Raw genomic sequence first — 23,784 nt, 5'->3', positions numbered from 1 at the left:
GACTAGTTAGGCGAGGGGCGTGGGCTCCCATTCGCCGGTGGGGTGGGGGATGTCGAAGGTTCGGTAACCGCAGTCGTAAGCGTGGGCCTGGGCCTCGCGGATGTTCCAGCAGATGTCGCAGGCTCGGTGCGCGTCCGAACCAAAGGTAATGGGCACCTCGGCGTGGGCGAAGCAGCGCAACAGCCCCGTCGAGGGGTAATAGTCGTCGAGGCCCTTGCGCGGCGCGGCGGTCGAGACCTCGACACGGCGACCCATGTCGTGAGCGCACTCGGCCATCTGTTCCCAGAACGGCGCGGGGTCAAAATCGGGCGCAAAGCCTTCCTTCGAAAAGCGCATGACCAGGTCGGGGTGAGCCATCGCATCAAAGCTGAGCGAGCTTTCGCAGGCGCGGCACCAGTCATCGACATAGCGCTCCCACACGCCGCGCACGCCCAGGTTTTCCCAAACGTGCAGGTCGGTGTCGTCGTCGATCCAACCGCAAAGGGAATCGGGTGTATCGGGGCGAGCGACGTTTTCCGTTTTCGCCGTACCCGCGGCACCGGCCATGATATCGCCTGGGTTGCCAATCCAATGCACGCTGCCAAGGCGTACGACGGCGCCCTGGGACCAGCGCTCTACCAAGGGCTCGCAACCCTCGTACCAATCGCATTCAAAACCGTAGATAAAGGTGAGCTCCGGCGCAATCTGCGCGGCGAGTTTGCGGGCGTCCTCAAAGGCCAGACGATGTGCCGTCAGGTCACCCTCGACAACCTGTACTTCGCAGCTGGCGTCCATGCTGGCGGGCAGGGTGAGGTGATCGGTCGAGACCATGACGCGGCAGCCGGCCGCAGCAGCGGCGCGAACGTTGTCCTCAAACGAGGCATGTCCGTCCGAAAACGAGGTGTGGGTGTGGCAATCGACCAGCGGGCATGCGGGCATGGCGACTCCTTTGCATTTGGCGAATCCGCTCCATTGTAATGTTGCAGCTCTCAATACGCCGCGCACGCCGGAGCTCGAAATCGATTGGAAAGGCTGCGCGGCGCGGCCCCGCTCCAATACATGTACATCAGCCTTCAAAAGCTGCAAATAATGACATGTTTGGAGGCTGATGTACATGTTTAGCTGAGGCGGTGGGATGTCGCTTTCTTTCCGACAAGGAAAATCGCGCTCATCACGCGCCGTCACACTCGTACAGCTCGCGATGTGCTAGCGTTTGGGTGAATAAAACGAGCCCGTGCGGAAAGGATCCGGACCGTATGCAACGTGGAAGTACATCTCCGCTGTCCCGCGAGACCGATGCGCCCGAGACCATCGTCAAGCTGGAGTGCGACATCGACGATGCGTCGCCCGAGGTGCTCGCCTACGCCGCTGACCGCCTGCGCGAGGCCGGCGCCCGCGAGGTGCACTGGCTGCCCCTCTACTGCAAAAAGGGCCGCCCCGGATGGCAGTTGCAGGTGATCTGCTCGCACGAGGATATCGAGCGCCTACAGACGATTATCTTTTTGGAGACCACGACCAACGCCGTTCGTTGCCAGGTGATGGAACGCGTTTGCCTGCCGCGCCGATTCGAGCAGGTGACAACGCCTTGGGGCGAGGTATCCGTTAAGGTGGCGACTCTGCCCGACGGCAGCGAGCGCGCGGCTCCCGAGTACGAGGATTGCGCCCGTCTTGCCCGCGAACATGACGTGCCGCTCCAACGCGTGATGCAGGCGGCTCAGAGCGCGGCGCTGCGATTCGAGTAACACGGTAGATGGGCTCCACATCCGTCGGGCCCCGTTTTCAGCCCCATCAACTCCGCTTCGAAAGGACTCCCCATGAAATACCTCATCGCTTCCGACATCCATGGCTCGGCATACTGGGCCGAGCGCCTCTGCACTGCCATCGAATCCGAACAGCCCGACCGCATTGTGCTGCTGGGCGACCTGCTCTACCACGGCCCGCGTAACGACCTGCCGCGCGACTATGCCCCCAAGCGCGTGATTCCGCTGCTCAACGCCCTGGCCGACCGCATCATCGCGGTGCGCGGCAACTGCGACGCCGAGGTCGACCAGATGGTCCTCGACTTCCCCGTCATGGCCGACTACGCCACACTATTCGACGAGACCGGACGTGAACTGTTCCTGACGCACGGCCACGTTTTTGGCGCCGGTATGCACAACAGCGTCGACCACGCGCCCGCGCTGCCCGAGGGTTCCGCGCTCGTCTACGGCCACACGCACATCAAAGTTAACGAGGAAAGCGCCGCGCACCCGGGCCTGTGGCTCTTCAACCCCGGCAGCGTGAGCATTCCCAAGGACGGCACGCACAGCTACGGCATCTACGAGAACGACGCGTTCCGCCATGTGATCCTGGAGGAGGACTAACCATGGCCGAGCATATGGCTCAGCAAAATGACGAGGGTTCGCGCGACCTGTCCACGCTGGTCGACGCGTCGGCCGAGCTGCAGCATCTGGTGCAGACCATCTGGCGCCTGCGTCAGCCCGATGGCTGCCCGTGGGACCGCGAACAGACGCATCAGAGCATTGGCAAGAACATGATCGAGGAAGCCTACGAGGCGCTCGACTGCATCGAGGCCGATGATGCGGCGCACCTGCGCGAGGAGCTGGGCGACGTGCTCATGCAGGTAGTGTTGCATGCGCAGATCGCGGCGGACGCCGGCGAGTTTACGCTGGCCGACGTGGCGCGCGATATCGACGCCAAGCTCATTCGCCGTCATCCGCACGTGTTTGGTGATGCGGATGCCGACAACTCCGACGAGGTGCTCAAGATTTGGGACGAGGTCAAGCTTGCCGAGAAGGCCGCCAAAGACCAGGCCGTGGCGGCAGGCGAGGCCGCGCCCGAGGGTCTGCTCGACGGCGTGCCTACGCACCTGCCGGCGCTGATGCAGGCTCAGAAGGTGTCGCGCAAGGCGGCTGCCGTGGGCTTTGAGTGGGAGACGGTCCAGGACGTGTGGGACGAGGTCGCCGAGGAGCGTGCCGAGTTTGAGGCCGAGGCTCCCGGCTCGCCCGAGCGCGAGATGGAGTTTGGCGACCTGCTCTTTGCCCTGGTCAACGTTGCGCGCAAGGAGGGAATCGACGCCGAGAGCGCCCTGCGTGCCAGCACGGCAAAGTTCCGCCGCCGCTGGGCCGCGATGGAGCGGATGGCGGCCGACGTCCACGTGGATCTGGCCGAGCTTTCGACCCACGGCCTCAATGACCTCTGGGATGCCGCAAAGGCAGAGGAGTAAGACTGCGGGAGCGACGGGACGGGCTTGTCCCGTCGCTCCCATTATTTTTAAAAAGATTGTATCCCTTGGCTAACTTAGGGCATAATGCAAAAAGTGCGATAAGGCTAACTTATGAACCTACGCGCCGCTGTAGCGTGCAAGCCGTGTCGCCAAGCATTCAACCCGTTTCCAAGTGAGAGGGAGACAACATGAGCGATATTTTGGATGTCTACGGTCGCGAGGTGCTCGACAGCCGCGGCAACCCCACCGTCGAGGTCGAGGTCGTGCTCGAGGACGGCAGCTTCGGCCGCGCGATGGTGCCTTCGGGCGCTTCGACCGGCGCCTTTGAGGCATGTGAGCTGCGCGACGGCGACAAGGGCCGCTATCTGGGCAAGGGTGTCTCGCAGGCCGTCGAGCACGTCAACAACGAGTGTGCCGATGCCGTCGTGGGCCTCGACGCCTTCGATCAGCGCGCCGTCGATGCCGCGCTAATCGCCGCGGACGGTACGCCCAACAAGACCAAGCTCGGCGCCAACGCCATTCTGGGCGTGTCGCTGGCCGTTGCCCGCGCCGCAGCCGAGTCGGCGGGCCTGTCGCTGTACCAGTACCTGGGCGGTGTCAACGCCCATCTGCTGCCCACGCCCATGATGAACATCCTCAACGGCGGCGTGCACGCCGACAACAACGTCGACTTCCAGGAGTTTATGATCATGCCGGTGGGCGCCCCGAGCTTTGCCGAGGGTCTGCGCTGGTGTGCCGAGGTCTACCACACCCTCAAGGGCGTGCTGCACGAGGCCGGCTTGGGCGGCGGCGTGGGCGACGAGGGCGGCTTTGCGCCCAACCTCAAGACCAATGCCGAGCCATTCGAGTACATCACCAAGGCCGTCGAGAAGGCCGGCTTTAAGCCCGGCGTCGACTTCATGTACGCTATGGATCCGGCCTCGACCGAGTTCTACAACGCCGAGACCGGCATGTACGAGCTCAAGGGCGAGGGTGTTGAGTACACGAGCGCCCAGATGGTCGATTACTGGGAGAAGCTTGTCGACACCTACCCCATCATCTCCATCGAGGACGGCATGGCCGAGGAGGACTGGGACGGTTGGGTCGAGCTTACCCAGCGCATTGGCAACAAGGTGCAGCTGGTGGGTGACGACCTGTTCGTCACCAACACCGAGCGCCTCAAGAAGGGCATCGAGCTGGGCGCCGCCAACGCGATTCTGGTCAAGGTCAACCAGATTGGCACGCTCACCGAGTCACTCGAGGCCATCGAAACCGCCAAGGAGGCCGGCTACGCCTGCATCGTGAGTCACCGTTCTGGCGAGACCGAGGACTCCACGATTGCCGACCTGGTCGTGGGCGTCAACGCCGGCCAGATTAAGTCGGGTGCCCCGTGCCGCAGCGACCGTATTGCCAAGTACAACCAGCTCATCCGCATCGAGGACGAGCTCGAAGGCAGCGCGCGCTACGCCGGCAAGGCCGCGTTCTACAACATTCGCTAAACGGGCGAATTTGGCGAGGGGGAGGCTGACTCGGTTCCTCCTCGCCTTGGCTGGATGCCGCAAAGCACTATGGGCGCTGGGCCATACGGCTCAGCGCCTTTTTTATGTCGAGCAAAGGCTGGCGAAGGCGGTGCGGGCGCTCGTGCTATAACTAAAGGACTTAGCGCAAACAAACCTCAACCGCACAAGGCGCACATGGATCAGATTTACGACAACAGGTACTATTCCGCCGGTTCGCGCGAACCGTCACCTCGCCGTGCACATTCGGTGCAGCTTGGCGGGTCTGGTTATGCTGGCGCCGATCGCTCCAGGTATAGCTCGCCGGCGACTTCGCATCTCAATGCTCAGCCAAATAGTTCCTCGGACAGTCCGGTGCGCCCATCGCGTTCCAAGCAAGCGTCGCGCCCTTCGGCCCAGGCGTCCGACAAGCCGCGCCGTCCCTCAAGCCGTCTTTCCGGCTCGGACTTTATGCACTACGCCAACGACAACGCAGTGGTCAAGGCAATTTACGACTTTACCCACGGTCCTCAGCGAGGGCTATTCATCGGCATTGTCGTTGCCCTGGTGCTCGTGAGCCTGTATTTCCCCGTGCGCGATCTGTACGTGGCAAAGCGTTCGAGCGATATCTTGGCCAAGCAGGTCGAGATTCGTCAGCAATACAATGATGAGCTGCAGAAAAGCGTCGACAAGCTGCTCTCGGAGGAGGGTATCAAGGACGCGGCATCCGAGGACTTGGGCCTGGTGATGCCCGGTGAGAAGAGAATTGAAGTGCAGGGCCTGGACGACGATTCGGATTCGTCTTCGAGCAAGAAGTCGTCGAACGCCAAGAAGGCCAGCGAAGTTGCCAAGGAAATCGAAGACGTCGGTAAGGACGCGCCGTGGTACATCCAGGCGCTCGACATGCTGTTTGGGTTTAACGGTGTCGAGGGCCAGACGGTCGTGTCCAACGGCAAATAGCGCCCGGAGGGGAGCCCGCAATGACAAATTGCAAACGCTATAAGGTGGCGGCGATCGACCTGGGAACGGTGTCGTCGCGACTGGTGTTGGCCCAGGTCGAGGGCGGGGCGATCGTGGAATCGTCCAAGCATACCGAGATTACCGATCTGGGCGAGGGCGTCGACGCGACAGGTCGCTTTTGCGAGGCGGCCGTTGAGCGTGTGCTCGCTGCGTGCCGGATGTTTGTGGACGAGGCCCGTGCCTTTGGGGCCGTGTGCATCTGCACCACGTGCACGAGTGCCGCGCGCGATGCGTCCAATGCCGCCCTGCTGCTGGACGGCCTGCGCGAGCTGGGGCTCGAACCGCAGGTGATTCCGGGCGAGGTCGAGGCACGCCTGACGTTTTTTGGCGTGGCGCACGACTTTGCCGGCGAGCGCATTATTGTTGCCGATTCGGGTGGCGGATCCACGGAGCTCGCGACGGGCGTCTATGCGCCGGAGCGTGGCGTCTTTGCGCTAGAAGGGACGCGCTCGCTGGACATTGGCTGCCGCCGTGTGACGGAGCGGTTTTTCTCGGCGCTGCCGCCAACGGACAGTGAACTTGCCGCCGCTGGCGTATGGGCGGGCGAGCAGTTCGGGGCTTACTTTGAGGGCCTGCCTGTCGACTTTGAGCGCGCCGAGCGCCTCGTTGCGGTGGGCGGTACCGTTACTACGCTCGTGGCGCTGGTCCACGAACTGGAGCCGTACGACTCGAGCTTTGTGCACCTGCGCGAGCTTTCGATGGAGCAGATCTCGGCCGCCATCGATCGTATGTCTACGCTGGATGTGGAGGGTATCGCTGCGCTGCCAGGCGTGCAGCCCAAGCGTGCAGGCGTGATTCTCGCTGGCGCCGTGGTGATTCGCGAGCTCATGCGAGCCGGCGGCTACGACACGCTCACTGTAAGCGAGAACAGCCTACTCGCTGGCATGGCCGCCACCATCAACGAGACTCTCGACGGCACAACCCCCACCATCGGCTGGACTCCCAACCTCAGCGCCCTTTAAATAAGTTGCGGTGAAATACGGACTAAAATCGCCCTTTCGGGCACCAAACAGTCCCTATTCCACCGCAACTCAACAGCCGGCACCTGGGGACAGTCCTTGCGGGGCGTCCCCACAGCGCCTATGCCAGCTTGTCGATCTGCCCAATCTCCCAAAGCGGAATATTGATGAGCATGCCCTCGTCTCTATATGCCGCCAGGGAGCTCCTCACGCAACGCTCGAGTTTGAATTTTTCGCAGGCTATTTTCAGACTCTTCGCTTTAAGGTTCTCTGCCGCCTTGACCTCAAGCGGAAGCACGGTTCCCGCATGGTCGATGGCAAAGTCGGTTTCGGCATTGCCGGAGGTAGAGGACCAATACGCGGGAGTTTTGTCCTGGAGCAAAAGCTCCTGCGCGACGTATTGTTCGGTCAGCGAACCTTTGAACTCGGTAAAAACAGCGGATCCGTTAAGAACGATGGCCGGAGAGAGACCGGAGAGCGCTCCGAGGATACCGGTGTCGATGCAGAACAGTTTGAAGCCCGAGAGGTCTTCATAGCTCGAGAGCGGCGCCTTTAGAGCGGAAACACGTGGCACCTTATGAACGATTCCGTAGTCCGTGAGCCACTGGAGGCTTTCCTCGAAATCGCGTGCGCGCGCTCCGGGACGAAGGGCGCCATAGACAAACTTCTTGTTCTCCTTTGCAAGCTGGCCGGGAAGGGATTTCCAAACCAACCTCATGCGCTCGACGATGCGGGCGGGTGCATGTTTGCCAAAATCGGATTCGTAAGCCTCGATGATTTGCTGTTGAAGCCTTCGGGCTTCGATGAAGTCGCGTGTCTCGGCGAAAGTGGAGACAACTTCGGGCATACCGCCGACAACAAGGTATTCCTTGAGCAAGTGCTCGAGCTTTTCGGTAACGTTTGCTAGAAGGTTCATGTCTGCGGCAAGGATGGCGTCGGCGAGCGGGTTGCCGTCGACGGCACGAACGAACTCAGCAAACCCCATGGGACGCATGGTGAGCTGGTCGATTTTGCCGACGGGAAATGACTCGTTTTCGCGTCGGAGCGCGAGGCCCATATAGGAACCGGCTGCTACGATGTGGTATTCGGGTGCAAGCTCGTTGAAGTACTTGAGCGAGGTGATCCCGCGTGGCGCCTCTTGGATCTCGTCGAAGATGATGAGCGTGTCTTCCGGCGTTACGGTTTGGCCACGTAGGAGTTCTATCTGGGAGATGATGCGCTTGGGGTCGAGGTTCCCATCGAACAGCGAGCGTGTGCTCGGCTCGAGCATAAAGTCAAAACGAATGACGTTTCGATACTGCTGGCTTGCGAATTCGTTAAGAAGCCAAGTCTTTCCTGTCTGGCGGGCTCCCTTAAGCAAGAGAGGTTTGCGATTCGCCCTTGATTTCCAAGCGATAAGTTCACTCATAAGCTGTCGCTGCATATTGCCTCCCAACCCTCTCGGCTAGTATAAGGCCATTTGGGAGTTTCCATCGGAAAATGTGGGAGACAACCACGTTTTTCCATCGGAAAATGTGGGAGACAACCACGTTTTTCCATCGGAAAATGTGGGAACACCAACCTAAGTTGCGGTGGAATAGTTCCTAAATGGGCTGGTAAACTACCAAAACAGGAACTATTCCACCGCAACTTAGAGCCCCGCCGGCATCTAAAAGAAGCGAGCCCGCATCCCTGGGGAACACGGGCTCGCAAGCAATCATATGGTAGGGGCGGTGGGACGTCCGCGCATTTGCTGCGCAAATACGCACCGGCTTCGGACGCTGCGCGTCCGCTTAACGCTCGCCCCCTCGCGGGTTCGAGTCCCACCGGCATCTAAAAGAAGCGAGCCCGCATCCCTGAGGAACACGGGCTCGAAAGCTCCATATGGTAGGGGCGGTGGGACTCGAACCCACAATCCTTGCGGCGAGAGATTTTAAGTCTCCTGCGTATGCCAATTCCGCCACGCCCCCGTGAGACTAGAAGTCTAGCACAAGCCGTCCGTTACGCGTTGACGGCCATCGAGTGTTGGCCCGACTTCTCCAGGAACTCTTGGAACTTTGCCTCGTCGCCCTTGTTTTGATACTGCAGGGCCAGCAGGTACTCCAGTCGGCAGCGCTTGACCGGGTCGTCGCCGACATCCTCGAGCATGCGCTCCAGCTCGGGAATGTCGTTGTGGCGCTTGAGGATCATCGTGTCGTACATCAGTTGGCATTCGTGCGCGACTGCCTCGGCCTGACCGCCCTCAAAGCCCTTGATCTCGTGCAACAGCTCTTTGGACTTTTTGCGGTCCTCCTGGCCAACATAGTAGTTAAAGGCTTTGATCACCAGGTCGACGCGCTGCATCTTGGGGAGGTTGAGCCCCAGCAGCAGATCGAACATCTCGCTGGCACGCTCGTGGTCCTCGCGCAGCAGATAGGAGTTCAGGCGCAGGTAGTCGCGGTTGTAGCGTGGGTACAGCATGCTGGTGAGTTTGCCGTCGAGCAAACGATCGAACTCGTCCCACTGCTTGGCGGCCATCAATTGCTGCAGGCGTTTAAACGTGGTGCGTTTTTTGACGCTAAAGAACACCGACACGGCGATGCAGATGATAACGACGGCGGTCCAGAGGGTGCGGGAATCGGGCATATTAGGGTCCTTAGTCGCTCATAAAGCGAGCGGTATGACAACACGTACTAGATGTATTATACGCAGCGCACAAGCAAACTGGCATAAAAGCTCATCGAGGCCGAGTGCCATCGCTCGCTGCGGTACACTTACCTAAAGTAAACCATGAAGGGAGACATTACCTATGAAAAAGATCGTTTTGGCTTGCGGTGCTGGCGCTGCTACTTCCACGCTCGTTGCCCAGAAGGTCGCTACCCTGCTCGACGCCAACGGTTATGCCGACAAGTACGAGATCGTGCAGTGCGCCATCTCCGAGGCCAAGGATTACTGCGACGAGGGCGCTGACCTGCTGATCGCCACCACCGTTGCCCCCGAGGGCCTCACCTGCCCGTACGTGAGTGGCGTGCCCTTCATGACCGGCATGAACCGCGTTGCCGCCGAGAAGGCCGTTCTCGACGTCATGGCTCAGTAGGCGCTGACTGCATGAGTGAGCAGAACGCCAACCCGGTAGAGCTCTTTGGTATGCGCGTTGCCCATGTGGGCATTAACGCCACCGACCCGGCAGACGCCCTGGAGATCGCGGAGCTGTTCTCGACGATGATGGGCCTGCCCGTCATCGAGACCCCGGTTTCGTACTTCAACGATTCGCTGGTCGAGATCATGAAGCAGAACGGTCGTGGCACCAAGGGCCACATCGGCTTTGCCGTTAACGACATCGATGCAGCTGAGAAGTGGTTTGCCGAGCGCGGGCTCGAGGTCAACGAAGAGTCGCGCGCGCTGCTGCCCGACGGCGGCACCAAGCTCGTGTATTTTAAGCGCGAGTTCGCCGGTTTCGCCGTGCACCTGTGCCGCGAGTAGCGCACAAGCTGCCATAGCTGGCAAAAAGGGATAGGGCCGCGTGGCCCTATCCCTTTATTTATGCCGAGGGGCTTCCTATCGTGGCAGGCGAATCGTAAAGCGGCTGCCGACCCCTTCGACCGAGGTCACACCGATGACGCCGTCGTGGCTGTCGACGATCCACTTGGCGATCGCAAGCCCCAGACCCGAACCCTGTGCGCCGGCATCGCGCGCGTTGTCGGCACGGTAGAACCGCTCGAACGCGTGAGCTGCGGATTCCTGGTTCATGCCGATGCCCTCGTCCTCAACACTTATGTCGATCGTGCCCGCGCCCGCATCCGGCGTTATGCCAAATGTGACGGTCGTTCCCGCATCCGAGTACTTGGCGGCGTTTTGCACGATCACGCGCAGAGCCTGCTTCACGAGCGCCACGTCAACGGGCGCGTCGCAGCGCGGGTCGCTGACAAGCACAGCGTCAAAGGCCAGTCGATACGTGTGCTCGGTATCGATCATCTGCGATTCCTCGCATACCTCGCCGACCAGTGCGGCCAGGTTGGTATTCGCGCGCCGTAGGACCGTGCGCCCGGCATCGCCGCGCGCCAAAAACAGCAGCTGCTCCACGAGCTCTTGCATGTGCTCGCTTTCGGCCTTGAGGGACGCGATAGACTCCGCCAGCACGTCCGGGTCGTCTTTGCCCCAGCGGTCGAGCATGTTTACGTAGCCCTGAATCACCGCGATGGGCGTGCGCAGCTCGTGGCTCGCATCGTTGACAAAGCGCATCTGCTGCAGCTTGGCCTCTTGCATCTGGCGCAGTAGGCGGTTGAGTGCAACCTCGATGCTTGCCAGGTCGGCGTCGCCGGTAGTGACGCTCGGCGAGTCGACGCTTGCGCGCTCGATGGCCTGCTCCAGCGTTTCCATCTTGCCGCCGGAGAGCTGCATGCGGCCGAGTTCGTCCACGCGCAGGGCCAGATCGTTGAGCGGCGCCATGGTGCGGCGTACGCGTCGGGCGCCGCCGAGCATGTTGAGCACGCTGATGACCTGCCAACCTACAACGACAAGGTAGAGAGGCCACAGCGCGACGAGGTCCTGCGCGAGGGGGAAGGTCTTGATGGTACGCACAAGCTCGACGGTATAGGTGAGCGTTGTCAGGTCCCAGCCGCGCGCGGGCGTCAGCGACATGCCGTGAACGGTGGCGCCGGGGATCCATCCTGCGGTAAACGCGCCGTCGGGCAGCGTCTGGTTGTATCCATAGACGAGGATCGCCACCGCAATAACCAACAGCAACAGATCGAGCCAGACGTAGCTCATCAGGCGGCGCCACATATAGCTCCAGTTGATGGCGCGGGCGATGGAGGTGACGCGCTTGGTCTCGGCGTTACGCACGGCAGACATAGCCCACCCCGCGCACGGTTTGGATGATGCGGGCGCCGCCGGCGTCTTCGATCTTGGCGCGCAGGTGCGCAATGTGCACGTCGACGTTGTTGGTGTCGCCCACGTATTCGTAGCCCAGCGCCTCGTGCGCGATGCGCTCGCGCGTGAGCACGGTTTCGGCATGCGCCATAAGCAGGGCGAGAACGTCGAACTCGCGGGCCGTGAGCGCGATGGGCGAGCCTCCGACCGTGACTTCGCGGCGGTCGGGATCGAGCACAACCGAGCCAACGGTGAGCGTAGCGGGGGAGGGCGAGGCGGAAGCCTGGGCCGAGTCGCTGACCGGGGGTATCGCAGCGTCGCTCCCGCCCGCGTCGCTCGCCGCGCCCGTCCCGATGCCGCCAACGCCCGAAGCCGTCCGCACGGCCTCCGAGCGCTTCAGCGCAACGCGGATCCGTGCGAACAGCTCCTCAATGGCAAACGGCTTGGTCAGGTAATCGTCAGCACCTGCATCGAGCCCGGCCACCTTGTCCATCACGGCGTCTCGCGCGGTGACCATAATCACCGGCACATCCTTGTGCTTGCGTACGCGCCGCAGGACCTCCATGCCGTTGAGCTGCGGCAGCAGTACATCGAGCAGAATCAAATCGTAGTCGCGTTCCAGTGCCAGGTCCACGGCGGTGCGGCCGTCGGCGGCATGTTCCACCTGGTAGCCCTCGTGCTCCAGCTCGAGCGTCACAAAGCGGGCGATTTTCTCCTCGTCCTCTACGATCAGGATCCGTGCCATACGTGCCCCCCCGTCTGCGATTACTTGTCGTCGTTGAGATTTTGCTTGATGTCGTCCGCGGCGTCGGCGGCGTGATCCATAAGGTTGTTGATGCTGCCGGGCACGTCGCCGTCGCTATCGATGCGGTAACGCATGCCAAAGAACAGGCCGATCAGCATCAGCCATATCGTGGCGCCCCAGGCAAACAGGGCGATGATGGGGATCAGGATGGGGATGTTGAGGATGATTGCATCGCGGCGCGTGGCGATAAACTTGGTGTCCAGGCTCAGGCGGAAGAGCTTTTTGAGGTACTCCCACACGCTGTCCATCTTCTTGGAGAAGTCGGTCTTTTCGCTCGACTTCTCGTAGGCGGCCTGCGCGGCGACCATCTCGGCCGAGGGTTCGTCGACCGGCGCGGACTCGGTGGCGGCGTGCGCCGACGTGGTCTGGGTCTTGCCTTGCGACTCGAGCCAAATGATGGCGTCCAAAACGTTGCCGTCGGCGGCGTCGAGCGCGGCTTTGGCATCGGTGTAGCTCACGTTGCACTTGGTGCGGATGGTTTCAACTTTTTCGAGGTCGTCCATGACCTGTCCTTTCGTTCGATGGGCGCGACGCCGGGCGATCTGCCCGGGAGCGAGCGTTGCGTTCGGCGGCCTGTGTGGCGCCGCCCCGCCCTTGGTCGAACTCTATAGTGCAGGTTATAGATTAAGCGATTCTTGAGCCAAGATTAATGTTGGATGAGTTTTTGGGTAGCGGTGGGAAAAGTATTAGACCTCGATAGCGGGGGATGTGGTGCCGGTACAAAACGGCGCCAAGGGTTGGTCGAGCAGGCGGTTTCTCCATTGATGTCCGCACGACATGTGACACTTACCCTGCCGCCCTGCTCTGCCGCGGCGGCATGTACCCAAACAACGGTCCTCTAAGGAGTTCGATATTGATGAGTGACAACGCAAAGCATCTCGCAAAGAAGTGCGTCAAGGACGCGGGGCCGTGCCTCGCGCTGTGCCTTGCCGGCGCAGCGGTCGCGCTGCTGGCTGTTCTGGGGCCGTTTGATGTGCTCCGAAGTGCCAGTTCTCTGCGCGTTTGCATGGCTCTTGCCGGCGCCATGATGACCGGCGGCGTGCTCGATCTGATCTTTTGGGTGTTTGACCCGTTTGGATGGAAGAGCGAGGGGTAGGTCCCAAAGGATGGAAGGGCTGGAACGGTTGACTTAGTGATCGTGCAGAATGTGGGCTAGCGACTTACAGGGAAGTGGTGATCCGATGACGGTCTATGTGACGGGCGATATTCACGGCGGCCCCGACATGCAAAAGCTGCGCGACTGGGATCTTGGGGATAGTTTGACGAGCGACGACTATCTGATTGTCGCGGGCGACTTTGGCTTTCCGTGGGATTTCTCTGCCGAGGAATGCGCCGACATCGCCTGGCTGGAGTCGCGGCCCTACACCGTGCTGTTTGTCGACGGCAACCACGAGCGTTTCGATCACTGGGCGGAGCGCCCCATGGAGTTGTGGCACGGTGGGCTGACGCAGCGCCTGTCGGATACCTCGCCCATACGGCGCCTGACGCGCGGCGAGGTTTTTGAGCTCGACGGCTCAACGGTCTTTACCATGGGCGGCGCCACGAGCGTGGACAGGGAATACCGCATTCCGTATTCCAGCTGGTGGCCGCAGGAGCTGCCGGACGAGCGCAACTTTGAGGAGGCACGGACAAAACTCGACAGCGTGGGCTGGAAGGTCGACTACGTGGTCACCCACACCTGCTCTACGCATATGCTTTCGCCCACGCTTTATCCAGCGCCCGGCTGGAATTGCCCCGACGTTGACCGACTTACGGCATTTTTCGATGAGCTGGAAGATCGCTTGGACTACAAACGCTGGTATTACGGGCATTTTCATCGGGATGCCAACCCGGCCGAGCGCCATACCGTGCTCTACGACTGTATCGTCCGCCTGGGCGACGAACTCCAGCCCTGGGATGTCGCGTAGGGGCGGGGTGGCTGGCTACTCGACCATTACAGTGATGTTTTCCCGATGCGTACGGATAACATCCCAGCTAAAGTGCTCGACCAGCTGCTCGGCAGAGCGCGGTGTGGCGTCCGGCGCGATGCCTGTTTGCCCGGCGAGCCAGCCCAGCAGTGCCTCGGGCGCGCCAAAGCGGGTGCGGAGCTCGCCCAGGTCCAGGTCGCGGTCGCGCTTGGAAAGGCGGCGGCCGTCCGGCGACATGAGCAGCGGAATGTGCGCGTAGTGCGGTGTGGGAAGTCCCAGCAGATGCTGCAGGTAGATTTGGCGGGGCGTGGAGCCCAGCAGATCGCATCCGCGCACGACCTCGGTGACGCCCATGGCAGCGTCGTCGACCACCACGGCTAGCTGGTAGGCAAAAACGCCGTCGCTGCGGCGCACCAAAAAGTCACCGCACTCGGTGGCGAGTGCTTCGCATTGGGCTCCGTACGTGCGGTCCATGAATTCGATCACGTCGCTGGCGAGGTCGTCGACGGTGGGCACGCGCAGGCGCGTGGCCGGAGCACGCAGGGCACTGCGGCGGGTGATTTCTTCAGCAGAAAGACCTCTGCAGGCGCCGCGGTAGATGGGCGTGCCGTCGCTGGCGTGCGGCGCGCTCGCGGCGTGGAGTTCGGCACGCGTGCAAAAACAGGGATAGGTGAGGCCGGCGTCTTGCAGCTGGCGCAGGGCGTCCTCGTACAGATCCAGGCGATCGTGCTGGTAGTAGGGGCCTTCGTCCCACTCGAGCCCCAGCCAGGTCAGATCGTCAATCAGTTGAGCGGCAAGTTCCGGGCGCTTGCAGCGATCGTCCAGGTCCTCGATGCGCAGCACGATGCTGCCGCCCTGGCTGCGGGCCGAAAGCCACGAGCACAGGCAGCTGAACACGTTGCCCAGGTGCATGCGGCCCGAGGGCGACGGGGCGAAACGGCCCACGACGGGCGCGGGGGCGGAGGCGGGTGGCGTCGCTGGCGCGTCCGCGGCGGGCGTTGCTATGTTGCGTGTTTTGATATCCATGCGGATGAGTATAGCGCGGGGCTTGGCAGGGAAGGCGTTGCCGCGCTCACAAGTTGGCGGCGGTGCGCATTGCGCACGGTGGGTTTGCGGCTCAAGGTCTCGATCGCTGCGTACCGACTTAGCCTCACAAACGACAGAAACCCCGGCAGCTCTTCGCAACTGCCGGGGTTTCCGCGGAAAAGGGGGACATGATCCTCGAGCGAACGGCAAAGGGGCAAACCGTTTTCGCTCAACTGCTTTATGCCCCTCGGCTGGCGGCTCAATCAGCGCGTGCCGCACCCACACAAAGCCGCTACACCTGTGACAGAGCTGTGAAGTGGTATCTATTGCTGGCGCAGGCCATGCCAAGGAGTGTCCCAGATTGCCGGCAGATAAGGAACGTCCCCAGGTGCCGGCCGCGGGCGTGACTTTCGTCCCGTTTGATACTCCGCTGGCCTAGATGTTCGTCATGTGCGCCCGTAAACGTGGGACAATGGCGTTGCTGGTATCACAGACAAAGGATGTGCCTATGAACGCCCCCGTTGCCAAAACCTGTCGGCAGCGCCGCCCGTTTGCGCGATTTGCTTCCGTCTGCGCACTCGTCGCGCTTGCATTGCTGCTACTGCCCGCCGCCGCACACGCCGACGGTTATTCCATGACCCAAACCTACATCAGCGCCACGGTCGAAGCCGACGGATCGCTGACCGTTGTCGAGGGACGCCAGTTTGATTTCGACGACGACATCAACGGCGTGTTTTGGGAGATCAATACGGGCTCCAACCAGCAGGGTGGCTCGGCGGCCGTCGACGTGCTGAGTGTCGAGGAAGAGGACACCGCGTTTAACAAAGTCGATAGCGCGAACAAGGGTGACTCTGGCGTCTATACGGTCGAGCAGACCGGTGACGGCGTAAAGATTAAGGTATTCAGTTCTCACGAGAGCGGCGACAGCGCGACCTATTACGTGAGCTATACCATGACCGGTGCGGTTATGAACTGGGCCGATACCGCCGAGCTCTACTGGAAGTTTGTGGGCGACGGCTGGTCTGCGGATTCCGACGATGTCGAGATGGAAGTGCGCTTCGCAAATGCCGCTGCCGGGACGGCGGCCGTCAAGGGCGATAACTTCCGCGCATGGGGCCACGGTCCGCTGACGGGCGACGTGTCACTCGATGAGGACGAACCCATGGTCACCTATACCATTCCCTGCGTGCATCAGGGCGAATTCGCCGAGGCACGCATCGCCTTCCCTAGCGACTGGGTGCCGCAGCTTGCCGCTTCGGGCGAAGAGCGCATGTCAACGATCCTGAGCGAAGAGAAGGAATGGGCCGACGAAGCTAACGCCCGCCGCGCTCACGCTCGCATGATTGCCAATGCACTTGCCGTGCTAAGTGTTGTTGCGGCGGTGGCCTTTACCGGCACAATCGTTATGCTCAAGCTGCGCAAGCGCAAGCCCAAGCCGTTTTTCCAGGACGATTATTTCCGCGATGTGCCTTCGGCCGACCATCCCGCCGTGCTTTCGGCCCTCATGAGCTGGAACGAGGTGCCCGATCAGGCATATATCGCCACGCTCATGAAGCTCACTGACGACCGTGTGATCAAGCTGGAGCAGGCGACCGTGACCAAGGCCAAGAAGGGTCTGTTGGGGCGTGAAAAAGAAGAGCAGACGTATCGCGTGACGGTGAGTGATGCGGGCTGGAAGTCGGCCAAGGGCATTGACCACATGGTGCTCAAGGTCTTCTTTGCCGGTGCTAAGCCTGACGAGAACGGCGATCGCTCGCGCACGTTCGACGAGCTGCAGCACTACGTCAAGCAGCACTCTACACCCGTGGGCGACAAGCTCGAGGACTATCAGAACACCGTTAAGGGCAAGCTGGCCGATAGCGAGTACGTTGCCTCGGACGGCATTGTCGCAATGGTGTTTGGCCTGGTCCTGGGCATTCTAATTGCCTTTATTCCTATTGGATCCATTTTCTTTACCGATGGCGCGCAGGCAAACGTTATCGCTGCGATTATCTCGGTGCCCATCGTGCTTGTGGGCATTGGCGTGAGTCTCACCTTCCGCCGCTTTACGCCGGAGGGCGCCGAGGTGGCGGCTCGCTGCAAGGCGCTCAAGCATTGGCTCGAGGACTTCACGCGCCTAAAGGAAGCCGTCCCCGGCGATCTGGTCCTGTGGAATAAACTTCTGGTGATGGGCGTGGCGCTGGGCGTTTCGAAGGAAGTCCTGCGTCAGCTTGCCGAGGCTGTTCCTCCCGAGGTGCGCGAGGCCGACGGCTTCTACGACAATTACCCCTGCTACTGGTGGTACTACCATCATTACGGTATCGAGTCTCCGCTCGATTCGTTCGATGACGTGTATCACGAGAGTATCCGTGAGCTGGCGTCGAGCTCCGACAGCTCGGGCGGCGGCGGAGGCGGCGGCTTCTCTGGCGGCGGAGGCGGCGGCGTCGGCGGAGGCGGCGGCGGAACGTTCTAGCGCGCTCTGATTTTTGGGATGGATCTTCTCCGGCGACTGCCGACGGATCCATCCCATTTTTATGCGCTACCTACGAAGGCTGTCCCCAACGACTAATCACTGGGAACATCCCTAAATGACTAGGTATGGCTGCTGGGTTTAGGCTGTTAGATCGAGTTCGTAGAGGAAGCTTTCGCGCGGCATGTCGTGACGGCGCTCTTCGCGGTTGGCGCGGTGCGTGGCCGTGCGCTTAAAGCCGTGCAGCTCGTAGAACTTCCACGAGCAGTTGGAGTCGGTGTACAGGTGCGCCCTCGTCGCTCCAAGCGAGGACAGGTGCGAGACGGCGGCATCGAGCAGAACCGTGCCAACGCCCAGGCCATGGACATCGCGATCCACGGCAAGCAGCGTGACCTCGTTGTCGTGCGGCAACGGGCTGCTCTCGAGCAGGCGGTTGTTGGTTCGGATGGTTGCGCGCACAAACGAGAGATACTCGGCGCACGCATCGGGCTCTAGCTCACGCATCTGCGATAGCAGCGCGCGTTCGGTATCCATCCAATGCTCGTTGATAGTGGCGCCGGAGCTCTGTCCCGCACGCGCGAGCGAAATGCCACGCGCCTGACCGTCGATTACGGCAACCTGTGAAAACGTCGACGACGAAAGGCAATAGGCGAGGTCGCACGCGGCCTCAAGGCGGTTGTACTCATCATTATCCGAATTGTTATGCCAAAGCTGCTGCAGAATCAGCGCGATGGCGTCGAAGTCTTCGGTATCAAACGGTCGGTAGAGAACCCGCGAGACCATGGTGCCTCTTTCTTTTGCGGATGCATATCGAGCACAGTTCTACCACGCCATTGGCATCTAATTATGGTGCCCCTGTGTTCCATGAACTCACCGTGCCCGGTGCCATGCCCATCCCCTCCGCTCGCAAACTTTTTCTGCACATGCGCCCGTTGCGGGGTGCATCGATGCGCTCGATGCGCTACATTAAATCAGTATTTTCAATGCCGCTGCGCGAGCGCTGCAGATCGACGTATCACCGACTCACAGAGCACGGCGGCGTACCAGACAGGAGGACTGCATGGGATCTGATGTGAAGATCGCACGCGCGTTGATCTCGGTTACCGATAAGACGGGCGTCGTCGATTTCGCACGGACGCTGGTTGACGACTTTGGCGTCGAGATCATCTCTACGGGCGGCACGGCTCGTGCCATCGAGGACGCGGGCATTCCCGTAACCCCCATCGAGGAGTTCACGGGCTATCCCGAGATGATGGACGGCCGCGTTAAGACCCTGCACCCCAAGGTTCATGGCGCGCTGCTGGCCCGCCGCGATTCCGAGCAGCACATGCAGGAGGCGGCTCAGCACGGCATTAAGTTGATCGACCTGGTCGTCGTCAACCTGTACGAGTTCGAGAAGACCGTTGCCAACCCCGAGGTCACCTTCGCGGACGCTATCGAGCACATCGACATCGGTGGCCCCTCTATGCTGCGCTCTGCTGCCAAGAACGCCGCAAGCGTTACCGTCATCTCCGACCCGGCCGACTATGATGCCGTCCTGGCCGAGATGCACGAGACCGGTGGCTGCACCACGCTTTCCACCCGTCGTCGCCTGCAGGTGAAGGTCTACCAGACCACCGCCGCCTACGACACGGCTATCTCCCGTTGGCTTGCCGCCCAGGCAAGCGACGTGGCGGACACCTCTGCCAAGCTCGAGATCTCGCTGGAGAAGGTCGACGACCTGCGCTATGGCGAGAATCCTCAGCAGAAGGCTACGGTCTACCGCTTTGCCGAGGGCTGCGAGAACACCGCGAGCTCGCAGTTCCCGCTCGTGGGCTCCGAGCAGATCCAGGGCAAGCCGCTCAGCTACAACAACTATCTGGATGCCGACGCCGCCTGGAACCTGGTCCGCGAGTTCGACGAGCCGGCCTGCGTAATCCTCAAGCACCAGAACCCCTGCGGTTCCGCCGTTGCCGAGGACATTACGGCCGCCTACGACCGCGCCTTCGCCTGCGATCCCAAGAGCGCCTTTGGCGGCATCATCGCCTGCAACCGCGAGGTTCCCTATGAGCTGGTCGAGCACTTTGCCGATCAGAACAAGCAGTTCGTCGAGGTTATCATCGCCCCGAGCTACACCGACGAGGCGCTCGAGCGCATGGCCAAGCGCCCCAACCTACGCGTGTTGGCAACCGGCGGCGTGGACCACGGCGCCCAGGTGGAGCTGCGCTCCGTCGACGGCGGTATGCTGGTGCAGGAGGTCGACCACGTGACCGAGGATCCCGCGACCTTTACGTTCCCCACCGACCGCAAGCCCACCGATGCCGAGATGGCCGAGCTCGAGTTTGCCTGGAAGGTCTGCAAGGGCGTTAAGTCCAACGCCATCCTGGTCTCCAAGGGCAAGGCCGGCATTGGCATGGGCCCGGGTCAGCCTAACCGGGTGGATTCTGCGCTGCTGGCCTGCGAGCGCGCCGAGGACTTCTGCGAGCGCGAGGGCGTGGAGAAGGGCGGCTTTGCCTGCGCAAGCGACGCGTTCTTCCCGTTCCGCGACAACGTCGACGTGCTTGCCGAGCACGGTGTGACTTGCATCATCCAGCCCGGCGGCTCCAAGCGCGACGACGAAAGCATCCAGGCCTGCAACGAGCACAATATTGCTATGGTCTTTACCGGCGCCCGCCACTTTAGGCACTAAGTTTCGCCCCGAAACAAAATAATCTCTGCAAAAGACGGTCGCTCCGTTTGGAGGGCCGTCTTTTTGGTATAAGAGGACGGAATGACTAACACGAAAGGTATGACCATGCCCCAGATTGATGATGCCGAGCTGTTTGGCAATGCCGAGGATCAGCGTGCGTACGAGGACTTTTGCGCCAATCAGGAGGCGGTCGAGAAGTTTACGCTCGACAAGCCCGCGCTTGTCTGCCGTTGGCGCATGTCCAACAAAAAGGTGCCCATGCTCAACCGCCACATTCGCGCACTGTCCGAGCGCCTGGTGCAGGGCGAGCCGCTTACCCATAACATGCTCAGCTGGGCCAAGCAGCACGTTGAGTGGTCGCTTGCCGAGGGCGATTACACTGCGCACGACGGCGTGCTCATGCTGGTGATCGATGTCAACGGCAATGCCGCCATGACGGTGGGGGAGTACGAGCCGCTGGCTGACACCTCGGCCAAGGCGCTGCGTGCCCGCTCCGCCGAGGCCCGCTCCGAGGCCGACGAGACCGGCGTGGCGCCTGAGCTGCTCGCTGCCGTCAACGACGGTGAGCTGGCCTTTGTGGCGCCGGAGGACGAGTGCCTGTGCGGCACGGCGACGCTCATTGAGCAGCTGGCCCAGACCAAGGGCATCCCGGTCACGCGCGTAGATATTCCCGCGCAGCTCAAGGGTGCCCTGTTCCTGGTGAGCGACGAGCACGGTGTGGTTGCCGCCGCCGACTCCGACGCCGCCGACTCCGACGCCGCCACGGTCGCCTTCTTCGCCGAAGGCTACGAAAAGCTCCGTGCCCGCCGCTAAATGATGTTTCTGGGACGGGGATTAAAGAATCATTTTGGTCCCCGCCACCGCTGCGAGTGCGAGGCGGACAAAACGGCCCCGCTCGCGAACAGTTCTGTCACCTGGCACCGCGCGAGGCGTGTACTCGCGACGCTGTGGGCATAATGGTGTGAAAGGTGCAAGTTACGCGAAATGGGAGGACACATGGCGCTGATCTATGTCGTTGAGGACGACGAGCCCATTCGTCGTGAGCTTATCGACATCCTTGCCCGCGCCGGGTTTGAAATCGAGGCCTGCGAATCGTTTGAGCATGTCTCGCGCGATATTCTCGCCGCCGCGCCCGACCTGGTGCTGCTCGACCTCACGCTTCCCGTCAAGGACGGCCAGCATATCTGCCACGAGGTTCGCCGCGAATCCGAGGTCCCCATCATCGTCCTCACGTCGCGCACGACCGAGATCGACGAGGTCATGGCCATGACGCTCGGCGCGGACGACTTTGTTCCCAAGCCCTACAGCGCGCGCGTGCTCGTGGCCCGCATCAATGCCCTGCTGCGCCGCACCACGGCGGCAGGCGAGCGCAGCACACTCGTCCACAAGGGACTGGAGCTCGACCTCGCCCGCTCTACGGTCACCAACACGGCAACCGGCACCAGCACCGAGCTTACCAAAAACGAGCTGCGTATCCTCTCGCTGCTTCTGAGCCGCGCGGGCAAGATCGTTTCGCGCTCGGCTATCATGCAGGATCTGTGGGACTCCGACGCCTTCGTGGACGACAATACGCTCACCGTCAACATCAACCGCCTGCGCACCACGCTCGAAAAAATCGGCATCAAGGGGTATTTGACTACGCATCGCGGCCAAGGCTATTCGGTCTAGGGGCCGGCTATGTCGTTTGGCAAGTTCTTTAAAGATGCGCTGCTTCCCGTCGCCGTGTGGACGTGCGGCGTGCTGCTGAGCTGCTTTGTGCTGACGGTCGCCGGTGCTTCGGCATCCATCGTGGTCGTGGCGGTCGGCGTGTCCTTTATCTTTGGTATGCTCGGCATCGTGATCGAATACGCGCGCCGTCGCCGTTTTCTGCGCCAGCTGGAGCGTGCGGCAGAGGAGCTCGAGAGTCCCGCATGGGTGCAGGAGATGGTGCAATGCCCGACCTATGCCGAGGGCGAGCTCGAGTACGAGGTCTTGCGCCGGGTGGGCAAAGCCGCTTGCGACGAGGTTGCCGAAGGCCGGCGTCAGACCGATGACTATCGCGACTATATCGAGAGCTGGGTCCACGAGGCCAAGCTGCCCCTGGCGGCGGCTCACCTGATTTTGGAAAACCTGGATGGCAGCGAAGACGACCTGTCGCGCGTGGATGACCTGGGCCGTGAGCTGACTCGCGTGGAGCGCTATATCGACCAGGCGCTGTACTACGCGCGCTCGGAAGTCGTGGAGCGGGACTACCTGATTCGCCGCTGGGATCTCAAGACCTTGGTGACGGGCGCGATTAAAGCCAACGCGCGCGAGCTCATCGCGGCGCACGTGGCCCCGGTGTGCGAGAACCTCGACTTCGAGGTCTTTACCGACGAGAAGTGGCTCGAGTTTATTCTGGGCCAGCTTATTCAGAACAGTATTAAATATGCGCGCGAGGACGGCGCGAAGATCGTGTTTTCGGGCGCGTTGCTGGACGAGGGCCTGGCGAGCGAACGCATCGAGCTCACCGTCGCGGACAACGGCTGCGGCGTGAGCGCGGCCGACCTGCCGCGCGTGTTCGAGAAGGGCTTTACCGGCGACAACGGCCGCACCACCAAACGTGCAACAGGTATTGGCCTCTACCTGGTGGCGCGCCTGTGCTCCAAGATGGGCATCGATGTTACCGCGGCATCCGACTCCGGCAAAGGCTTCGTCGTAACATTCGCCTTCTCAACCAACAAGTTCCAATACTTCGAGTAACGCACACGGCAAACGCCCGTCCAAACAAAACGTGCCGCCCCAAACGGGGCGGCACACCATTTTTCTATCAGACAACTCGTTGAAGTAAGGCTGCGAAGGCCGCGGGGCCGGGAGGGGTTTCCACGGGCACATCCCGCAGCCGCAACGCGGCGAGGACGTGCCCGTGGAAACCCCGCAGGCCCCGCGGCCGGTGGGAGCAACGCTACTTCACGACCAAGATGTCGCAGTCCGTATTGCGTAGCAGGAACGTCGAAATCGAGCCCAGGAGCGCATACTTGATCGAGGACAGGCCGCGTGCGCCGCAGAGCACCAGGTCGGGCTTAACCACGTCGAGCATCTCGTCCTTGAGCGTCTCGCGAATGCGGCCGGCGCGAATCATGACCTCGACCTCGGGAATGTCGGGATTGGCCTTGGCCTCTTCGAGCTGCTTGGCGATGGAGTTCTTAAATGCCTCCTCTAGGCCGTTGACCAGATCGACCGGATAGGAACCGGCGCTCTCGAGCGCCGTGGAGTCGATAACGTGGCCGATGATCAGCTTAGCGCCGTTGTTCGCGGCGACCTTGATGGCGCGTGCGAGCACAAAATCCTGCTGCTCAGTACCGTCGAGTGAAACAAATACCTTGGCATAGCCCTCGTTCATGGTTTCCTCCTTGGTCTATCGCACGGGCGCGGGGCTCGTGCGTCGGGCGGGCGCGGGCGCGTTGGCCGCCGGACACTTT

24 protein-coding genes and 1 tRNA gene are annotated in these 23,784 nt (G+C 61.7%); 15 read left to right on the top strand and 10 right to left on the bottom strand.

Annotation, left to right across the window (positions count from 1 at the left end):
- Positions 1–6 precede the first annotated feature (6 nt).
- Positions 7–918, bottom strand: a complete 912-nt coding sequence (locus AAAX75_RS07230) for a PHP domain-containing protein (RefSeq protein ID WP_349091612.1) — start codon at positions 916–918, stop codon at positions 7–9.
- 317 nt (positions 919–1,235) lie between these two features.
- On the opposite strand from AAAX75_RS07230, the gene larC reads away from it, so the two are divergent.
- The 6 genes from larC to AAAX75_RS07200 all read left to right on the top strand — a co-directional run bounded on the left by larC (position 1,236) and on the right by AAAX75_RS07200 (position 6,662).
- Positions 1,236–1,721: a nickel insertion protein gene (larC, locus tag AAAX75_RS07225; RefSeq protein ID WP_346979707.1), complete on the top strand. Its 486-nt coding sequence runs from the start codon at positions 1,236–1,238 to the stop codon at positions 1,719–1,721.
- A gap of 72 nt (positions 1,722–1,793) precedes the next feature.
- Positions 1,794–2,342 carry a phosphodiesterase gene (gene yfcE, locus AAAX75_RS07220; RefSeq protein WP_349091611.1) on the top strand — a complete coding sequence of 183 codons (549 nt, stop codon included), beginning with the start codon at positions 1,794–1,796 and terminating at the stop codon, positions 2,340–2,342.
- Between the two features lie 2 nt (positions 2,343–2,344).
- Complete coding sequence (gene mazG, locus AAAX75_RS07215) at positions 2,345–3,205, top strand: nucleoside triphosphate pyrophosphohydrolase (RefSeq protein ID WP_349091609.1); 861 nt, start codon at positions 2,345–2,347, stop codon at positions 3,203–3,205.
- 188 nt (positions 3,206–3,393) lie between these two features.
- The gene (gene eno / locus AAAX75_RS07210; protein WP_349091607.1) at positions 3,394–4,683 is read left to right on the top strand and encodes a phosphopyruvate hydratase; all 1,290 of its coding nucleotides are present in this window, start codon (positions 3,394–3,396) and stop codon (positions 4,681–4,683) included.
- Between the two features lie 195 nt (positions 4,684–4,878).
- Positions 4,879–5,640, top strand: a complete 762-nt coding sequence (locus AAAX75_RS07205) for a hypothetical protein (protein WP_349091606.1) — start codon at positions 4,879–4,881, stop codon at positions 5,638–5,640.
- A 20-nt stretch (positions 5,641–5,660) separates the two neighbouring features.
- On the top strand, positions 5,661–6,662 hold the full coding sequence (locus tag AAAX75_RS07200) for a hypothetical protein (protein WP_349091604.1): 1,002 nt from the start codon (positions 5,661–5,663) through the stop codon (positions 6,660–6,662).
- A gap of 118 nt (positions 6,663–6,780) precedes the next feature.
- Here the strand turns inward: AAAX75_RS07200 and AAAX75_RS07195 are convergent, their stop codons facing one another.
- The 3 genes from AAAX75_RS07195 to AAAX75_RS07185 all read right to left on the bottom strand — a co-directional run bounded on the left by AAAX75_RS07195 (position 6,781) and on the right by AAAX75_RS07185 (position 9,263).
- Positions 6,781–8,082 (bottom strand): AAA family ATPase, encoded by a 1,302-nt coding sequence (locus AAAX75_RS07195; protein ID WP_195521173.1) that lies wholly within the window; start codon positions 8,080–8,082, stop codon positions 6,781–6,783.
- A gap of 441 nt (positions 8,083–8,523) precedes the next feature.
- A tRNA-Leu gene (locus AAAX75_RS07190) sits at positions 8,524–8,608 on the bottom strand.
- Between the two features lie 31 nt (positions 8,609–8,639).
- On the bottom strand, positions 8,640–9,263 hold the full coding sequence (locus AAAX75_RS07185; protein WP_006235902.1) for a hypothetical protein: 624 nt from the start codon (positions 9,261–9,263) through the stop codon (positions 8,640–8,642).
- A gap of 163 nt (positions 9,264–9,426) precedes the next feature.
- Between AAAX75_RS07185 and AAAX75_RS07180 the strand changes: the two genes are divergently transcribed.
- Both AAAX75_RS07180 and AAAX75_RS07175 read left to right on the top strand, forming a co-directional pair.
- Positions 9,427–9,714, top strand: coding sequence for a PTS sugar transporter subunit IIB (locus AAAX75_RS07180; protein ID WP_006235903.1), 288 nt, complete (start codon positions 9,427–9,429; stop codon positions 9,712–9,714).
- An 11-nt stretch (positions 9,715–9,725) separates the two neighbouring features.
- A complete protein-coding gene (locus AAAX75_RS07175; protein WP_055310391.1) occupies positions 9,726–10,100 on the top strand; it encodes a VOC family protein in 375 nt (124 codons plus the stop codon).
- 75 nt (positions 10,101–10,175) lie between these two features.
- Here the strand turns inward: AAAX75_RS07175 and AAAX75_RS07170 are convergent, their stop codons facing one another.
- From AAAX75_RS07170 to AAAX75_RS07160, 3 genes are read right to left on the bottom strand one after another with little or no spacing between them, the layout of a single operon-like run.
- On the bottom strand, positions 10,176–11,471 hold the full coding sequence (locus tag AAAX75_RS07170; RefSeq protein WP_349091603.1) for an ATP-binding protein: 1,296 nt from the start codon (positions 11,469–11,471) through the stop codon (positions 10,176–10,178).
- Positions 11,455–12,234 carry a response regulator transcription factor gene (locus AAAX75_RS07165; RefSeq protein ID WP_349091602.1) on the bottom strand — a complete coding sequence of 260 codons (780 nt, stop codon included), beginning with the start codon at positions 12,232–12,234 and terminating at the stop codon, positions 11,455–11,457. Before AAAX75_RS07165 ends, AAAX75_RS07170 begins: the two co-directional genes overlap by 17 nt.
- A gap of 20 nt (positions 12,235–12,254) precedes the next feature.
- Entirely contained in the window at positions 12,255–12,797 is a 543-nt protein-coding gene (locus AAAX75_RS07160) for a DUF4342 domain-containing protein (protein WP_161144563.1), read from the bottom strand.
- Positions 12,798–13,150: 353 nt separating this feature from the next.
- Between AAAX75_RS07160 and AAAX75_RS07155 the strand changes: the two genes are divergently transcribed.
- Together AAAX75_RS07155 and AAAX75_RS07150 are read left to right on the top strand one after the other, a co-directional pair.
- Positions 13,151–13,390: a hypothetical protein gene (locus AAAX75_RS07155; protein ID WP_349091600.1), complete on the top strand. Its 240-nt coding sequence runs from the start codon at positions 13,151–13,153 to the stop codon at positions 13,388–13,390.
- An 85-nt stretch (positions 13,391–13,475) separates the two neighbouring features.
- Positions 13,476–14,201, top strand: coding sequence for a metallophosphoesterase (locus AAAX75_RS07150; RefSeq protein WP_349091599.1), 726 nt, complete (start codon positions 13,476–13,478; stop codon positions 14,199–14,201).
- Positions 14,202–14,216: 15 nt separating this feature from the next.
- Here the strand turns inward: AAAX75_RS07150 and gluQRS are convergent, their stop codons facing one another.
- Positions 14,217–15,227: a tRNA glutamyl-Q(34) synthetase GluQRS gene (gene gluQRS, locus AAAX75_RS07145; protein ID WP_349091598.1), complete on the bottom strand. Its 1,011-nt coding sequence runs from the start codon at positions 15,225–15,227 to the stop codon at positions 14,217–14,219.
- A 508-nt stretch (positions 15,228–15,735) separates the two neighbouring features.
- Here gluQRS and AAAX75_RS07140 point away from each other — a divergent pair.
- Positions 15,736–17,679: a DUF2207 domain-containing protein gene (locus AAAX75_RS07140; protein ID WP_349091597.1), complete on the top strand. Its 1,944-nt coding sequence runs from the start codon at positions 15,736–15,738 to the stop codon at positions 17,677–17,679.
- Between the two features lie 138 nt (positions 17,680–17,817).
- Here the strand turns inward: AAAX75_RS07140 and AAAX75_RS07135 are convergent, their stop codons facing one another.
- Positions 17,818–18,459 (bottom strand): GNAT family N-acetyltransferase, encoded by a 642-nt coding sequence (locus AAAX75_RS07135; protein WP_055310399.1) that lies wholly within the window; start codon positions 18,457–18,459, stop codon positions 17,818–17,820.
- Between the two features lie 277 nt (positions 18,460–18,736).
- Between AAAX75_RS07135 and purH the strand changes: the two genes are divergently transcribed.
- From purH to AAAX75_RS07115, 4 genes are all read left to right on the top strand, one after another.
- A complete protein-coding gene (purH, locus tag AAAX75_RS07130) occupies positions 18,737–20,344 on the top strand; it encodes a bifunctional phosphoribosylaminoimidazolecarboxamide formyltransferase/IMP cyclohydrolase (protein ID WP_349091596.1) in 1,608 nt (535 codons plus the stop codon).
- Positions 20,345–20,425: 81 nt separating this feature from the next.
- Positions 20,426–21,157 (top strand): hypothetical protein, encoded by a 732-nt coding sequence (locus AAAX75_RS07125; RefSeq protein WP_349091595.1) that lies wholly within the window; start codon positions 20,426–20,428, stop codon positions 21,155–21,157.
- A 183-nt stretch (positions 21,158–21,340) separates the two neighbouring features.
- Positions 21,341–22,012: a response regulator transcription factor gene (locus tag AAAX75_RS07120; RefSeq protein ID WP_349091594.1), complete on the top strand. Its 672-nt coding sequence runs from the start codon at positions 21,341–21,343 to the stop codon at positions 22,010–22,012.
- A gap of 9 nt (positions 22,013–22,021) precedes the next feature.
- On the top strand, positions 22,022–23,065 hold the full coding sequence (locus AAAX75_RS07115) for a sensor histidine kinase (RefSeq protein WP_349091593.1): 1,044 nt from the start codon (positions 22,022–22,024) through the stop codon (positions 23,063–23,065).
- Between the two features lie 202 nt (positions 23,066–23,267).
- Here AAAX75_RS07115 and AAAX75_RS07110 read toward each other — a convergent pair whose 3' ends face one another.
- Positions 23,268–23,705, bottom strand: a complete 438-nt coding sequence (locus AAAX75_RS07110) for a universal stress protein (protein ID WP_349091592.1) — start codon at positions 23,703–23,705, stop codon at positions 23,268–23,270.
- Between the last annotated feature and the right edge of the window lie 79 nt (positions 23,706–23,784).

The sequence above is a fragment of the Collinsella sp. CLA-ER-H7 genome (assembly GCF_040092345.1).
Lineage (GTDB): Bacteria > Actinomycetota > Coriobacteriia > Coriobacteriales > Coriobacteriaceae > Collinsella.
The sequence above is the reverse complement of the archived record's forward strand: the minus strand, read 5'-3'. Positions and strand labels throughout refer to the sequence as shown.